The organism is Dickeya sp. CFBP 2040, from assembly GCF_012273755.1.
Lineage (GTDB): Bacteria > Pseudomonadota > Gammaproteobacteria > Enterobacterales > Enterobacteriaceae > Dickeya > Dickeya poaceiphila.
The window spans coordinates 1-14,259 of record NZ_JAAVXH010000121.1 but is presented as its reverse complement, the minus strand read 5'-3'; the positions used below and the strand labels follow the sequence as shown (position 1 = coordinate 14,259).

Here is a 14,259-nt window from a genome sequence, read left to right as displayed (position 1 = left end):
GCTGCCTCTCCATGAATAATACTGTGTAAATATACAGCATTAATTTTAGGCGCTGCAATGATTTTTTAACATCAATCAGTTAGCATTTTTTCCATATAGACGCTGAGCGGATCGTCGCCATAAGGAAAAAACGGGCCACACAGGCGATAACCATGGCGTTGGTAAAGCCGGATTGCCTGTGGTTGATGGATGCCGGTTTCCAGCCGAATCACCTGGCAGCCTGCCAGACGGGCCTGCTGTTCCAACTGCCGCATGAGTTGATCCGCCGCCCCGCTGCCGCGGCAGGTCGGCTCGACATAAATGCGTTTCATCTCGCCTTCTCCCGGTTGACGCAACCAGAGGGCACCACAGCCCACCGCGTGCCCATCACGGTGGCGGATCACCAGAAAAATCAGTTCATCGGCGGGTACGGTACGCAGATCGGTGAAGTGGCAGCATTCTGCCGGATACAACGCAGACTGATAAGCATCCAGTTTTTCTAATAGCGTCAGGATGTCGGGCTGATCCACGGCTTCGTGCCGGATGGTAAACAATGACAGGCGATGTGCGGGCATTCCAGGCTCCTTATTAACCAACAATCGAAGCACTATTCCACATAATTCCATGATAAAAAAGGGGAATAAGCAAAATAGCCAGTGGCGGCAAACTGTGATATCAAACTGCTTATCAGCGATAGAAAAGGAGTAATGATGACCACATTGCGCGTGGCACGGCCAGTAACGGACCTACAACGGAGCGAACAGATGTACTGTAACGGACTGGGGTTACAGAAAGTCGGTTCGTTTGCGCAACATGACGGTTTCAGTGGTGTTATGCTGGGGCGACAAGGGCTGGCCTGGCACCTTGAATTTACCGTTTGTCACGCTCATCCGGTCATGCCAGCGCCGACGGAAGACGATTTACTGGTGCTGTACATTGCCGATCATGACGAATGGCAGGCGTCCTGTCATCGCATGGTGCAGGCTGGTTTCAGCGTGGTAGCGTCATTTAATCCTTACTGGGAGCGGCAGGGCAAAACTTTCTGTGATCCCGACGGTTATCGGGTGGTATTGCAGCAAGGGCGCTGGCCAATGCCGACGAATAACAAAGAGAATAGCCATGTATATCATCAGCCTGACATACAACGCGCCGCTGGATGAAGTGGAAAACTTGCTGGAAAGGCATGTGACCTGGTTAAAACGGGGATATGAACAGGGGATGTTTGTGGCATCCGGGCGTAAGAACCCGCGTACCGGAGGGGTGATTCTGGCTAAGAGCGTTGGACGAGAAACGCTGGATGATTTTCTACAGCAGGACCCATTTCAGGCGGTAGCCAATTACGAGGTGATTGATTTTCAGCCGCTGACGACCATTGATGCCTTCGCGACTCTGAGCCGTATCTGACTAAACGCGCTCCGGCTGGCGTTGCGCACGCCGGAGCCGCATTCATCACTCGCGCACCGAGCTTTGCAGATTGCTGTCTTGCGCATGGCGTTCCAGCGCCAGTTCAATCAACCGGGTGATCAGGTCGGTGTAGCCAAGGCCGCTGGCCTCCCACAGTTTCGGGTACATACTGATGTTGGTGAAACCGGGCAGGGTGTTAACCTCGTTAACGACAACCTGTTGGTCCGGCGTCAGGAACACGTCTACCCGCGCCATGCCCTGACAATCCAATGCCTGGAACACCTGCAAGGCGATGTCGCGGATACGTTGATGTACCTCGTCGTCCATCGCTGCCGGAATCGCTACGGCGGCGCCGTCTTCGTTGATGTATTTGGTGTCGTAGGAATAGAACTCGTCATGCAGCACCACTTCACCGCAGACGCTGGCTTTCGGGTAGTCGTTGCCCAGCACCGCACATTCGATTTCCCGGCCAATAATCGCCGACTCCACCAGCACTTTATGGTCGTAACTGAACGCCAGATCGACCGCCTGTTCGAATTCCGCCTGATTGCGCACCTTGCTGACGCCGACGGACGATCCCTGATTGGCGGGTTTGACGAACAACGGCAGGCCGAGTTGAGCGATGACATGTTCATAAGGGTGGCGGGCGCGGTTGGCGCGGGTCAGCGTGATGAACGGCGCTACCTGCAATCCGGCATCGCGCAGCAGGCGTTTGGTAACGTCTTTATCCATGCTGACCGCAGAACCTAGTACGCTGCTGCCGACAAACGGAATGTTCGCCATGCGCAACAGGCCTTGCAATGAACCATCTTCGCCCAGCGTGCCGTGAACGATCGGGAAAATGACGTCAATCTGCGACAGGGCACTGGCGCTGGCCGTGTCGATCAACTGATGATGGGTTTGTCCTGGGATCAACGCCACGTTTTGACTGGAGCGGTTCAGGGCGATCAGCGCTGGGTTGTTGGCGTTGAGCAGGTAGTTGGAGGCATCGTTAACGTGCCATTCCCCTTGCTTGTCGATGCCTAACAGCACCACATCGAACCGTGTTTTATCAATCGCATCCACAATATTTTTTGCGGACTGCAGTGACACTTCGTGCTCAGAGGATTTACCACCAAAAACCACGCCAACCCGAATTTTACTCATATCACTCTTTCCGTTATGGGATCGTTTTCCGTTATAGGTTCGTTGAACTGTCTGGCGCCTGATAAGACGTCTTGATCTGTGGCTGCAAGAGTATCACTTCATGCCGCGAGGCGGGACTTTTTTCCGGTCGCCGAACCCCGCCTTTTTCGGTGGTGGCGCAGAAATTGCGCATCTTAAAGCGAGGTGTGAAAAGAGAAGGGGTTTCATATCGTTGGTAACGAGGGGCGCGGCGTGAGGAATGAAAGAGTCGGCCAGAGAATAAGAACCTGTCTGCCGGGAGGTTGCCTGACTGACATTCATCTGGCCGAAGCTGATTGATATACCACGATGTCCTTGTCACTCAGGCGACACGGTTGTTCGCGGAACATGCCGCCCAACCCGTTGATCCGCACCGGGCGATGGCTGCGTTGATTATCCGTCGCTGTTCCGGCTGCTAAAACAACCCGGCTGTTGTTCAACAGCCAGGTCCAGACTTAATACCCCTGCCGTGCTTTTCTGACTTCTTCCCCTAACTGCCATACCGCCATCGCGTAGTGCACGCTGTGGTTGTAACGGGTGATGGCGTAGAAGTTTGGCAGGCCGTACCAGAATTGGTAGTAGCTGCCCATGTCGAGGCGTAGCAGACTGGCTTCCTGATAGCCACCCAGTGACGCAGTCGGGCGCAGCCCTGCCGCTGCCAGCGTTGACAGGGAGTAACGGGTTTTAAAGCCGGTTTCCAGCGAGAAAGTCTGACCGCTGGCGGGTATGGCGACCTGCTGGTTAGGTTGCCAGCCGTTTGATTTGAAGTAGTTGGCGACGCTGCCGATGGCGTCCACCGGGTCCCACAGGTTGGGAACGCCGTCGCCGTTGAAATCCACCGCGTATTTCTTGAATGCTGACGGCATGAACTGGCCGTAGCCCATCGCGCCAGCAAACGAACCACGCAGTGACAGCGGGTCAAACCCATCTTCCCGTGCCATCAGCAAAAAGTACTCCAGCTCGCTTTGGAAGTACTCGGCGCGGCGTGGGTAAGCGAAAGACAGCGTGACCAGCGCATCCAGAATGCGGGTTTTGCCCATCACCCGGCCCCAACGGGTTTCTACCCCGATAATACCGACGATGATTTCCGGTGGTACGCCGTAAACCTGCCGGGCGCGCTCCAGTGCGTCCTGATACTGGTTCCAGAATGCGACGCCGTTTTGCAGGTTATCTGGGGTGATGAACTGCTTGCGGTAACGCAGCCAGGCGCCGTTGGGCGTGTTGGAGGGCGTGGCGGTTGACGGCGCGGGCGCCTGTTTATCCATGAGTCTTATTACCCAGTCCAGCCGCTGCGCTTGCGCCAGCACGTCGTGCAGTTGCTGGCGCTCAAAGCCGTACTGTCTCACCATTTTATCCACGAAACGGTCCACCTCCGGGCTGTTGGCGAAATCGCCGCTGGTCAGCAGGCCGCCGGCATGAGCGGGGGATAATAAAAAGCCGCCGGACGGGGCGTTGGTGGCGGGTGTACCAATAATTTCAGCCCCGGCGGGCTCAGCGGATTTGTTGCTGCAGGCAGACAGCGCCAGCAACAGCGGGAGAACAGCAACCAGGCGACTCATCAGATATCCATATAATTCAGTCAAAAACAACGTGGCGGCCATGGTAGCGCAACGTCCATAGGGAAAAAACCGAATTGTGACGTTCTGGCGAACGATGGATTATCTGTCAGCCGGTGCGCCTGAGTATTGCAATCCTCTGATGCTGCGTTGGTAAAAAACGTTCTGGAATATTGTGATGATTGTCACGAAAATAACCGGGCGGAAAATCCGGGAGTGCGCCGTCAGCGGCAGTCATTGGGTAACCGGACAATTGGAATGACTTGAAATGACAATTGAAATAGTTGCACCCGTGCAGGGACATTACATGAACGTGATTGGAATTATCATGTCATCGGGGAGAACCTCGGTTGACGTTGCACTGTATACACTGTTGCCGATTATGGTGGTGATGCTGGTCATCATGCGGTTTCTGGAAGTGAAAGGCGTTGTGGATGCGCTGGTGCGCTGGATGGCGCCGATTCTCAAGCCCTTCGGGCTCACCGGGATGAGCACCTTCGCGCTGATTCAGCTCAATTTCGTCAGTTTTGCCGCGCCGTTGGCAACGTTATCGATGATGGAAAAACGCGGCGTGTCTGATCGTCATATGGCGGCGACGCTGGCGATGGTGTTCGCCATGGGGCAGGGCAACGTGTTTTATCCGCTGACGCCATTTGGCCTGCACTGGGCGGGAGCGATTGTCATCTCGATTGTCGGCGGGCTGGCCGCCGCTGCGCTGACCTATCATGTGCTGGGGCGCAATCTGTCTGTCGTAGAGAGCCAGCGCTCCGGCGAACTCTCTGCTGATGAGCCTTCCGCCAGAGGACTCATCGGCATTATTAATAGTGCTGGTGCTGATGCCATCCGGCTGGCGCTTGGGTCGGTGCCGATGCTGATTCTCTCCATGACGATTGTCGGCATACTGGAAGCCGCTGGCGCGGTGACGGCGCTTGAGCGCTTTTTCTCACCACTGCTGGCTGCTGCCCATATTTCGCCGGTTTTCGTGATGCCGACGCTGGTGAAATGCCTGGCGGGCGGTACCGCTTATTTTGGTGTGGTGTCGGACTTGATGCAGCAAGGGAAGATGACCGCCAGTCAGATCAACGCATCCGCCGGATTACTGATTCAGACGTTTGATTTACCGGGGATAGGCATTTTTCTTGGCGTGGGTTCCCGCTTTACTCGTCTGTTTCGCTACGCTGGATTGGGCGCACTGTTCGGTATTGCGGTTAGAACAGTGCTGCATGGGGTGGTGTTTTGAATCATCACAGATTGTGAGCGTAACGACATCCTCCGACGTGCGAGGCATCAACAATTACAGAGACGATCATTGAGGGCTGTCATCACATACTATCCGGTTTAGCGGTGCTGTGCCTGTTCCCGGCCTTGTTGTGGCCGGGACTGAGAAAATGATCGAGCTAAAAAAAAGAAATCGTGTAGCGTTTATAGAAGAATCAGTTGAGCGTGCCTGACATTATTCTTTTACGCTTAAATCAATATCGCCAAAATATCGTTTCTTGATACGTGCAAATGTACCGTTGTTGATTATATTCTGTAGTCCCTGATTGAAAAGTTGCTTGGTTTCGGTATCGCCTTTGCGTATACCGTAGGCTGAACCGATGCTGAATAGATTGGCATCAGTGACTTCGGGACCCTTTAATTCAAAATCTTTACCTTCCGGGGTTTGTAAAAATCCGAATGTGATGGAAACCGACGGGCACAGTGCGCCGTCAAGTCTTCCGGCATACAAATCTTCATAAATCGCTTCCTGATCAGGATAGCTTTTCACATTAACTCCGGCAGGCAGCCAGTATTTGTTGGCATAGGTTTCCTGAATCGTTCCTTGTTGTACCCCTATGTTTTTCCCCCGAAGCATGTCAGCCTGCGGAAGAAACGTTGCTGTTTTTCTTGCGACGAGTCTGGTTGGTATATGAAAAACATAGTTACTGAAATCTATCGCTTCCTTTCTCTTTCGCGTTACTGCAAGCGGTGAGATGACGTCTATTTTTTTGGCGAGAAGCGCCGGAATCTGTGAGTCAAATGTGTTTACGATATAATCACACTTTGCATTTACTGATTTGCAGATAGCATCAGTTATATCGATTTCAAATCCTGCTGGATTGCCATTTATGTCTCTGCTTTGAAAGGGAGAAAACGTTAAATCGACACCAATGCGAATGACTCCCTGATGGGCAAAGGCCAATGGTGAAATCGTGAAAATGATAATGATTGGCAGAATATATAATTTTCTAAACATAACCATAACACCTCTTTTTTAACCATATAAAAGTAAATATAAATATTCCGGTATTCATATCATTACCTGTGACAGTAAAATGATCTGGCGTTGCACAGGCTTGCTCTCTTAATTCCCTCTGAGCCAGGATATTACCGATTGTATTTCCAGAAAATGTGCAAGAAAGCGCTGCAAAACTACCTTCATTACGGCTAATAAGAATAATCCTAATTAAGATGCGTGCTGCGGTGAAAGTAGCCCCCTTCCTTACATAAAAAGTATTTTTTCACTACACGCAGGCCATAAGAAATTGGGCAGTACAGCGACACGGAACCGCTAAAGACCGCACAACATATAACGTTAATAGTGAAGACAAGAAAAATGTCAGGCGCTGCATCATGATTGCGTTTCACATCCCTATCCACAATTCACATTCCCTATCCGGAAAACGGGAGTTAATTTATACGTGAAATAATGAATATTAGTTATTATTTTGTTTTCAGGATGTAAATTTATGAATATTAAAATGTCGTCACTGTGAAGGCGCTTTTTGTATCCTGGGAAATAGTCAGGTAGTTGAATACGTGAGATCAAGAAATACGACGTGTCAGGACGCAAAGTGAAGATGTGAAGCCGGCGGTGATAAATTCGATAACTACCTGGTTGGCAGGGTGCCAGCGTGAGGATAGCTGTGTGTTTATGGCGTCATGACTGCCATGGTCAGATTAATCAGGCGTTCAGAGAGTGTCACTGCAACCGATTACTACTGAACGTGTTGATTCTTTATGTATATGCCCTGCCACATCATCCTGCTACGTAATGCAGCAGGGCATTCTTACTGGCTGAAAGTGGCGTTACTCGAAACAAACGTGTGGATTATCTGCCAGCGAGACAAACGTTTTGCTGTTTTTATCCAGCGTACGAATCACACCGCTTTCAATATCGTATACCCAGCCGTGCAGTCGCAGCGCATTATTGCGTAGCCCGACAGCGACGGAAGGATGTGTTTTGATATTGTTCAGTTGCGCAATGACGTTCTCTTCCACCATCGCATTGACTTTATCGGTTTCGTTATCCCAGCTTTTCTTCTCCACGACCGCTTTAGCGGCATCAGCGTAACGTAGCCAGTGCGCCACGGCAGGCATCGGGTCGAGGCACTGGCACGAGGCGATGGCCTTCATCGCGCCACAGTTGGAATGACCGCAGATCACAATATCAGTCACGCCCAGCGCAACCACCGCATATTCAATAGTGGCGGAGACGCCGCCAGGCTCCGGGCCGAAAGAAGGTACAATGTTGCCGGCATTGCGGATAACAAAGAGCTGCCCCGGTTCCTGCTGGGTAACCAGCTCTGGCACCAGGCGGCTGTCTGAACAGGAAATAAACAGCGCTTTAGGATTCTGGCTGGCCGCCAGGCTGCGAAATAGCTCCTTACGTTGAGGAAATATTTCTTTTTGAAAACTGAGGAACCCCTCAATGATATGTTGCATAGCACGTTCTCTTTTTAGCAGTTATCACTACATGGTATCCCCGTCACGCTTCAGTTGCAGGTGATGTTGACGGTGTTATCTGACCTGTTTCATGGCCCTTTGGGATAGGGCCTTGCCCTTAACTTCTTGCCTTTAACTTAATGGTTATACGTTGATGGTTATACGACAGCTAAACGCAATCCCAATTCTTCCGGGTATGGATCAAAATAGTTTTGCGTCAACAGATAGTCATCGGGGTGTTCGGCTAAATAGTGTTTCAGCAGCGTGAGCGGTGCGAGAATGGGCAGACGTCCAGCCCGATAATTGATAATGACCTTTCGCAGTTCCGCGCGCTGGCGATCATTGAGCTGGTTACGAAAATAACCTTGAATGTGCATCAGCACATTGGTGTGGTTTTTACGCGAGGCTGGTTGTCTTAGAATCGCCATCAGTTTTTCGCGGTAAGCAATGAAAAAAGCATCCAGATCGTTCCATTCGTGGAGGCGGGCAACAAAAGGGCCGATCTCGCGGTAGCCTGCCTGATGGTGTGCCAGTAGCTGAAGTTTGTATCGGCTGTGAAACGCCAGCAGACCGTGGCGGGTTAGCCCGTCGGCGCGTAGCGCGTTAAGCTCATGCAGCGCAAACAGGCGCTCTATAAAATTCTCGCGTAACACCGGGTCGTGCAGGCGTCCATCTTCCTCGACCGGAAGCCAGGGGTATGCTTTCAACAGCGCAGCGGTGAAAAGACCAGTACCTTCTTTACTGCCACGATTGCCTTGCTCATCGTACAGGCGCACCCGTTCCATGCCGCAACTGGGCGATTTTGCGCAAACGATGAACCCGGTCAGCTCGCCGACCGTGGGCAGATAATGTGCGGCAAAGTCTTCCATTTTTTCGGTAACATCTTGCTGCGGCGCATGGCTAAAACGCATACGGATATCACCGCTGGCGGTCTGGATAAGACGAAGTGCTGGACGGGGAACCGGCAGGCCGATAGCCATTTCCGGACAGACGGGCCTGAACGTTACCCATTGCGCCAGTTCATCCATCACGAAGCGCATACGTTTATGCCCACCGTCAAACCGAACCGTTGAGCCGGTCAGACATCCGCTAATGCCGAGTACAGGTTTACTGTTCATGGCGTTGCTCCTTTACTAAAAAACAGCGTGACATAGCCTGCAGTAATGCCGAATTTTTTCATTTCCGTCTTATTAAACAGGTGGATGCCGTCTTGCAGGAACATCCAGTCATCGAAGTCGAGTAGCCAGGTTGTGCCGTCCACCTTCACGTTCATGCTGTACTGCCAGTGAAACGCGTTGCCCGCCGCCTGGCCGCGTGCGATGCCTTCAATATCTTCTGCGGTTCCTTCATAGCTATCGCTGCTGATACGGCGGATATGCCAGATGCGCCGCTGCTGTTCGCCATCGTCGTAGACAAACCGTTCGTTAAGCGTCAGCGTGTCGCCCTCGACATCACCGTGCATAACAACGTGAAAGCGGCGTAGTTGTTGACCACAGTGTGCCTGCACCATCCCCCAGGCTTCCGTCTGGCCCTGAAAATAGCGGAAGATATCGAATAGCGGCTGTCGGTCACGGTAATCGTGAATGTCTGTGCGACAGCCAGCCAGCAGCATCAACACCGTCAGGCTGAGGATCAGAAATCGTATCATCTTTCACCACCAGGCAATTGCTGCCGTAATTTGGGACATTGAGTGTGCGGACTCAGCCAGATGATCAGAAAGCTTTCGCTAAAGATGATCGATGGCACGTCACCGTTCACACGCGCTCTGCGGTAAATTGCACCACGCTGATGGTTCGTGCGTTAAACCCGGCTTCGCAGTAGCCAAGGTAGTACAGCCACATGCGGCGAAAGCGTGTGTCGAATCCGAGTCGTTCGATGTCCGGCCAGGTATTAAGGAAACGTTGCCGCCAGTGCGCCAGCGTTTGGGCATAGTGCGGTCCCATATCGAATAAGTTGCGCAACACAAAATCAGTATGGCGTGTCATCAGCTCGCTTATCGCCGTGACGCTGGGCAAAAAACCACCGGGAAAGATGTAACGCTGAATAAAATCCACGCTTTTGCTGTAGTCGCGGTAGCGCTGATCCTGAATAGTGATCGCCTGAATAGCCATTTTCCCGCCCAGACGCAGGCGTGCCTGACAGGTCTGGAAAAATTGCGGTAGAAAGGATTTTCCGACGGCTTCGATCATTTCCACCGACACCAGTTTGTCGAACTGACCGGTGAGATCGCGGTAGTCGCATAGCAGCACCGTTACCCGGTCCTGCAAACCTGCACGGGCAATACGCGCCACCGCATAGTGGTACTGCTCGCGGGAAAGGGTGGTGGTCGTTACCCGACAGCCGTAATGGCGGGCGGCAAACTCCGCCAGCGCTCCCCAGCCGGTGCCGATCTCAAGCAGGTGATCGTCAGGCGTCAACGACAGCTCTTCACACAACCGCCGCATTTTTGCCTGCTGCGCACTGGCGAGATCCGGCGTAGCTGGGGTAAATAGCGCGCTGGAATAGAGCAAGTCATCGTCAAGAAAGTGTTGGTAAAACTGATTACCCAGATCGTAATGCGCGGCAATGTTTTCGCGTGCCTGCTGCCGATGATTGCGGTGTGTCCAGTGCCATATTCGCTGGAATGGTTGACCCAGCAGGCGAAAGCCATTTTCCAGTCGGCTCAGTACGCTGGCATTGACCGCCATGATTTGCAGTAATGCGGTGAGCTGGTCTGTCTCCCATTCGCCGTCCATCCAGGATTCCGCTGCTGCGATGCTGCCGCCGGTCAGGAGACGCCAATAAACGCCGGGGGAAAGGAGACTGACTTCGGCGCACAGGGAAGACGCGGGGTCACCAAAATGGACGGTTTGGCTGCCTTCGCGTACTGTCAGCGACCCGTGTTGTAAACCCGCCAGCAAACGGAATAGCAGCCAGCGGGCAAAGCGAACCGTACGCGGAACATCAGGTTCAAGCGCAAAAGCGGGGTCGGTCATGAGCGTTCACTCCTGCTGACAGGATGGTTATAAATCGGCACCCGTTTAAACCACAGCAGCAGCGCCTGCCAGTAAATGGCAGCAATGGTTTTCAGGGTCATCAACGGAATGCTGAGCTGCATATGGCGAAGGTGCAGACGCGTGAGCGGTTTACGTACCAGCATCAGCGTTGCGTCGAACACTTTTTCATCCTGATGGTTTTCGATATGCAGATGTAACGTTTTGTCGGGGCAGTTAAACCGCCAGTGGTAGACCATATCCATCGGGTTGAAGGGAGAGACGTGGAATGCTTTATCGACAGGAGTGGTTTCCTGCGCGTTGACCGCGTAATAGTGGCGTTCGTTCCACGGTGTATTACGCACCTCGGCAAGGACCCAGCGCAGGGTTTCCTGCGCGTCAAAGCAATAGTAAAAATTCACCGGGTTAAAATGAAAGCCCAGATAACGCAGTTGAGTTAACAGCATGATCTTGCCATCAGGGCGTTCACCGGTCAGCGCCGCCAGCTTGCCAAGCACGTTTTCTTTCAGCGGCGTGCCCAGCGGGTAGTCGCTATCGTAAAACGCGACGGCGGCAAACTGATTACGGCGGATACCCACCGATGGCAGGCTATCCAGTTCATCCAAATCCAGATACGCCATAAATACATTATAGCGAAACTGATGCGTCCGCGGTTGCCAGCGACGGTGGCGTAATACGCCACGATATAGACAGTTAATCATTAATGTTCTCCTTGTCGGCGATTCCCCTGACCACATCCAGTGCGCTGCGTACTCCGTCTTCGTGAAAACCGTTGTACCAGTAAGCTCCACAAAACCAGCTATGCCGTTGACCGTTAATCTCTGCGCGTCGTGACTGCGCACGCCAGCTTTTCGGGTTAAACACTGGGTGCTCGTAGACAAAGCGCTTCCAGACATAGCGTTCATCAATCGATGAATCGGGATTGAGGGTGACGCAGAACAACGGACTTGCTTGTGGCAATCCTTGCAAAATATTCATGTTGTAGGTGACGCAGGCACTGGCCTGCTCGTCGTGAGGCAGGCGATAGTTCCAACTGGCCCAGGCAGCTGACCGCACCGGCAGCCAGCGCTTATCGCCGTGCAGTACGACCTCGTTACGCTGCCAGCCGATATCACCCAGAATCTCCGTTTCTTCCCGGCTGGGCTGATCCAGCAGCGTAAGTGCTTGCGTGGAGTGACAGGCGAAAATCACCTGATCGACCATGAAGGTTGTGTCCGCCAGACAGATCTCTACGCCCTGATCATGGCGTACCACGTTCTTCACGGGGGTATTGACGTGAAGCGTGAAACGATTTTCCAACTGAGCGAGCAGGGCGCGTACATATTCCCGTGAGCCGCCGGGCACCACGTACCACTGCGGGCGTTGCGTGATATCCAGCAGGCCGTGGTTGTCAAAAAAGCGTAAAAACAGGGCAAGCGGGAAGCGGCGCATCTCCTGTAATGACGATGACCATATCGCCGCTCCCATGGGCAAAATATAGTGACGGGCAAAAAACGCATTAAAGCGATGGCGAGAAAGAAAGGTTTGCAGTGTGTCGTGGTCGCCAACCGACTGTGTAACGGCCTGTTTCGCCAGATGATTAAAGCGGACGATCTCTTTTAGTAGCCCCCAAAACCGGGGGTTAACCAGATTCCTGCGTTGCGCAAAGAGCGAACTGATCGAATGGCCGTTATATTCAAGACCGTTTGCCGGATTATGCACCGAAAAACTCATCTCCGTTTTCTGTCCGCTGATGCCCAGTTCGCTCAGTAGCCCCATAAATCGCGGGTAGGTGCGATCATTATAAACAATGAACCCGGTATCAATGGCATAGGTGCCGGAAGGGGTGGCGACATCTACGGTGGCGGTATGCCCACCCGGCGTGGGGCCTGCTTCCAGCATGATCACTTCATGGTGCCCGGCCAGCCGCCACGCGCAGGTTAGCCCGGCGATGCCACTGCCGATGATAGCGATTTTCATGACCTCACCATCCTGCGCAGTAGCGCACGTTGAGCGATTCTTGGGAGCCACGACAGCAGGCGCAGCAGTGCGCCAAAACCGGTCGGAAAGGCGATATGCGTTTTTCCTTGCCTGATGCCGCGCCGTATCGCTTTCACTGCCTGTTCGACGGTGATGATACCCGGCATCGAAAAGTCGTTTTTACGGGTAAGCGGGGTATCGACAAAGCCTGGTGAAACCACGGTCACGGCGATACCTTTTGGCTCCCAGTCCAGCCGCAGGCTGTCTGCAAACCAGCTCAGCGCGGCTTTTGATGCGCCATACGCCTCCGCGCGCGGGAAGGGCAGCCAGTGAGCCATTGAGCTAACCAGCACTACACGGCTACCGGGCGCGAGCTGCGCCTGTAATGCCGCAAGGCAATTAATGGGACCGATAACATTCGCGTTCATGACACGCGACACCAGTTCCGGGTCGATAACGCCGTGGTCGAGATATTCACAGCTTCCGGCGCAGAGTACGGCCAGGTCGATGCGACAGTTGGCCAGTGCTGCGCGGCAAGCCTGACTATCGGTGATGTCAAACTGGCGAATGGAGATCTGTGGGGTGAACTGACGCAAGGCCTCAAGGCGGGCGGCATTTCTGCCGCAGGCAATAACGTGGTGGCCATCCTCCGCCCAGGATTTTGCCAGCGCTGCGCCAATGCCTGAACTTGCGCCGGTGATAAGGATCGTCATCATACAGATACCCTTCTCTTGACGCCGCGAACGGCCCATCCCAATAGCGGAAGGTGTTCATAAATCATCTCGCCGACATCGTAGTAATCACGCTGGTGCGTGATGCGAGTCTGCTGCACGTCAACGATGGAGCATCCTGACAGCGACAGCGCTTTGCCGCCTGATATACCGGGGTGTGACCAATGCATAGTCCAGTTCGCGGCAAAACGATCATGTTCGCAAATCGGGATATTGATGGTGAAACGACACTGTTTTGTGTTTTCCAGCAAATGTGAAAAATAGTCCTGTATCGCGGGTAGGCCCTGGTGCTGACCGAACGGATCGATAAGTATGGCTGACGGGTGATAGAGCGCAGACAACAGCCCCAGCGGCTGAGTATCCAACTCAGTGTAAAAGCCAACGAAGTTGTCGAATACGGATCGCATTGTGCTCATAGGCGTTAACCTTTCGTCGAACCATCAGTATTAAAACAGTATAATCAAAACTTACACAAACTTGTTTTTTTGTCTAAGTTTTTTTGGTGATTTTGTATGGCTTCTTAAGATTATAAGATTGTTGTGGTTTTTTGGGAGGTGGTGGCCGGGAAAGTGCCGCGATGCGATTTGTTTTCCAGTAGGCGGAATCATCTTCTGCTCGAACCGTTAATTTTCCTTTTTAGTTGCCAGCTGCTATTGAAACTCCAGGAACGTTGCCTGCGCGAACATAACGATGGACGATGTGGAGCATATTAATTCGGTGTATTTTTCCGGTTTGTTTAACGGCATTTAATAGCGTTCTTAGTATGGA

General features: G+C 52.8%; 15 protein-coding genes. 3 read left to right on the top strand and 12 right to left on the bottom strand.

Translation table 11 applies throughout. The features are described from left to right. Window positions 1-71 precede the first annotated feature (71 nt). Window positions 72-554 carry a GNAT family N-acetyltransferase gene (locus Dpoa2040_RS18150; RefSeq protein WP_050569391.1) on the bottom strand — a complete coding sequence of 161 codons (483 nt, stop codon included), beginning with the start codon at window positions 552-554 and terminating at the stop codon, window positions 72-74. A 135-nt stretch (window positions 555-689) separates the two neighbouring features. On the opposite strand from Dpoa2040_RS18150, the gene Dpoa2040_RS18145 reads away from it, so the two are divergent. Further along, window positions 690-1,139: a VOC family protein gene (locus Dpoa2040_RS18145; protein WP_050569392.1), complete on the top strand. Its 450-nt coding sequence runs from the start codon at window positions 690-692 to the stop codon at window positions 1,137-1,139. Beyond that, window positions 1,099-1,383 (top strand): YciI family protein, encoded by a 285-nt coding sequence (locus tag Dpoa2040_RS18140; RefSeq protein WP_168642147.1) that lies wholly within the window; start codon window positions 1,099-1,101, stop codon window positions 1,381-1,383. The genes Dpoa2040_RS18145 and Dpoa2040_RS18140 overlap by 41 nt, the downstream gene beginning before the upstream one ends. Before the next feature lie 45 nt (window positions 1,384-1,428). Here Dpoa2040_RS18140 and ddlA read toward each other — a convergent pair whose 3' ends face one another. Together ddlA and mltB are read right to left on the bottom strand one after the other, a co-directional pair. Continuing rightward, on the bottom strand, window positions 1,429-2,529 hold the full coding sequence (gene ddlA / locus Dpoa2040_RS18135; RefSeq protein ID WP_168642146.1) for a D-alanine--D-alanine ligase: 1,101 nt from the start codon (window positions 2,527-2,529) through the stop codon (window positions 1,429-1,431). Window positions 2,530-3,002: 473 nt separating this feature from the next. After that, window positions 3,003-4,106, bottom strand: coding sequence for a lytic murein transglycosylase B (mltB, locus tag Dpoa2040_RS18130; RefSeq protein ID WP_210424019.1), 1,104 nt, complete (start codon window positions 4,104-4,106; stop codon window positions 3,003-3,005). Window positions 4,107-4,410: 304 nt separating this feature from the next. Here mltB and Dpoa2040_RS18125 point away from each other — a divergent pair, with 304 nt between their 5' ends. Continuing rightward, window positions 4,411-5,343 (top strand): nucleoside recognition domain-containing protein, encoded by a 933-nt coding sequence (locus Dpoa2040_RS18125; protein WP_168642144.1) that lies wholly within the window; start codon window positions 4,411-4,413, stop codon window positions 5,341-5,343. A 213-nt stretch (window positions 5,344-5,556) separates the two neighbouring features. On the opposite strand, the gene Dpoa2040_RS18120 is transcribed toward Dpoa2040_RS18125, so the two are convergent. From Dpoa2040_RS18120 to Dpoa2040_RS18080, 9 genes are all read right to left on the bottom strand, one after another. Further along, window positions 5,557-6,339: a transporter substrate-binding domain-containing protein gene (locus Dpoa2040_RS18120; RefSeq protein WP_168642143.1), complete on the bottom strand. Its 783-nt coding sequence runs from the start codon at window positions 6,337-6,339 to the stop codon at window positions 5,557-5,559. Between the two features lie 833 nt (window positions 6,340-7,172). Then, window positions 7,173-7,808 carry a carbonic anhydrase gene (locus tag Dpoa2040_RS18115; protein ID WP_042868707.1) on the bottom strand — a complete coding sequence of 212 codons (636 nt, stop codon included), beginning with the start codon at window positions 7,806-7,808 and terminating at the stop codon, window positions 7,173-7,175. A gap of 158 nt (window positions 7,809-7,966) precedes the next feature. Beyond that, window positions 7,967-8,926: a DUF523 and DUF1722 domain-containing protein gene (locus tag Dpoa2040_RS18110; protein WP_168642142.1), complete on the bottom strand. Its 960-nt coding sequence runs from the start codon at window positions 8,924-8,926 to the stop codon at window positions 7,967-7,969. Beyond that, window positions 8,923-9,456, bottom strand: a complete 534-nt coding sequence (locus Dpoa2040_RS18105) for a DUF3833 domain-containing protein (protein WP_168642141.1) — start codon at window positions 9,454-9,456, stop codon at window positions 8,923-8,925. The genes Dpoa2040_RS18110 and Dpoa2040_RS18105 overlap by 4 nt, the downstream gene beginning before the upstream one ends. 106 nt (window positions 9,457-9,562) lie before the next feature. After that, entirely contained in the window at window positions 9,563-10,783 is a 1,221-nt protein-coding gene (locus tag Dpoa2040_RS18100) for a cyclopropane-fatty-acyl-phospholipid synthase family protein (protein ID WP_168642140.1), read from the bottom strand. Next, on the bottom strand, window positions 10,780-11,502 hold the full coding sequence (locus Dpoa2040_RS18095) for a DUF1365 domain-containing protein (RefSeq protein WP_168642139.1): 723 nt from the start codon (window positions 11,500-11,502) through the stop codon (window positions 10,780-10,782). The genes Dpoa2040_RS18100 and Dpoa2040_RS18095 overlap by 4 nt, the downstream gene beginning before the upstream one ends. Beyond that, window positions 11,495-12,760: an NAD(P)/FAD-dependent oxidoreductase gene (locus Dpoa2040_RS18090; RefSeq protein ID WP_168642138.1), complete on the bottom strand. Its 1,266-nt coding sequence runs from the start codon at window positions 12,758-12,760 to the stop codon at window positions 11,495-11,497. Before Dpoa2040_RS18090 ends, Dpoa2040_RS18095 begins: the two co-directional genes overlap by 8 nt. Next, the gene (locus tag Dpoa2040_RS18085; protein WP_168642137.1) at window positions 12,757-13,476 is read right to left on the bottom strand and encodes an SDR family NAD(P)-dependent oxidoreductase; all 720 of its coding nucleotides are present in this window, start codon (window positions 13,474-13,476) and stop codon (window positions 12,757-12,759) included. The genes Dpoa2040_RS18090 and Dpoa2040_RS18085 overlap by 4 nt, the downstream gene beginning before the upstream one ends. Next, window positions 13,473-13,907, bottom strand: coding sequence for a nuclear transport factor 2 family protein (locus tag Dpoa2040_RS18080; RefSeq protein ID WP_168642136.1), 435 nt, complete (start codon window positions 13,905-13,907; stop codon window positions 13,473-13,475). The genes Dpoa2040_RS18085 and Dpoa2040_RS18080 overlap by 4 nt, the downstream gene beginning before the upstream one ends. Window positions 13,908-14,259 lie beyond the last annotated feature (352 nt).

Coding starts and splice junctions, on each gene's coding strand:
- Dpoa2040_RS18150 (WP_050569391.1), bottom strand. CDS start 554: ATGCCCGCACATCGCCTGTCATTGTTTACCATCCGGCACGAAGCCGTG.
- Dpoa2040_RS18145 (WP_050569392.1), top strand. CDS start 690: ATGACCACATTGCGCGTGGCACGGCCAGTAACGGACCTACAACGGAGC.
- Dpoa2040_RS18140 (WP_168642147.1), top strand. CDS start 1,099: ATGTATATCATCAGCCTGACATACAACGCGCCGCTGGATGAAGTGGAA.
- ddlA (WP_168642146.1), bottom strand. CDS start 2,529: ATGAGTAAAATTCGGGTTGGCGTGGTTTTTGGTGGTAAATCCTCTGAG.
- mltB (WP_210424019.1), bottom strand. CDS start 4,106: ATGAGTCGCCTGGTTGCTGTTCTCCCGCTGTTGCTGGCGCTGTCTGCC.
- Dpoa2040_RS18125 (WP_168642144.1), top strand. CDS start 4,411: ATGAACGTGATTGGAATTATCATGTCATCGGGGAGAACCTCGGTTGAC.
- Dpoa2040_RS18120 (WP_168642143.1), bottom strand. CDS start 6,339: ATGTTTAGAAAATTATATATTCTGCCAATCATTATCATTTTCACGATT.
- Dpoa2040_RS18115 (WP_042868707.1), bottom strand. CDS start 7,808: ATGCAACATATCATTGAGGGGTTCCTCAGTTTTCAAAAAGAAATATTT.
- Dpoa2040_RS18110 (WP_168642142.1), bottom strand. CDS start 8,926: ATGAACAGTAAACCTGTACTCGGCATTAGCGGATGTCTGACCGGCTCA.
- Dpoa2040_RS18105 (WP_168642141.1), bottom strand. CDS start 9,456: ATGATACGATTTCTGATCCTCAGCCTGACGGTGTTGATGCTGCTGGCT.
- Dpoa2040_RS18100 (WP_168642140.1), bottom strand. CDS start 10,783: ATGACCGACCCCGCTTTTGCGCTTGAACCTGATGTTCCGCGTACGGTT.
- Dpoa2040_RS18095 (WP_168642139.1), bottom strand. CDS start 11,502: ATGATTAACTGTCTATATCGTGGCGTATTACGCCACCGTCGCTGGCAA.
- Dpoa2040_RS18090 (WP_168642138.1), bottom strand. CDS start 12,760: ATGAAAATCGCTATCATCGGCAGTGGCATCGCCGGGCTAACCTGCGCG.
- Dpoa2040_RS18085 (WP_168642137.1), bottom strand. CDS start 13,476: ATGATGACGATCCTTATCACCGGCGCAAGTTCAGGCATTGGCGCAGCG.
- Dpoa2040_RS18080 (WP_168642136.1), bottom strand. CDS start 13,907: ATGAGCACAATGCGATCCGTATTCGACAACTTCGTTGGCTTTTACACT.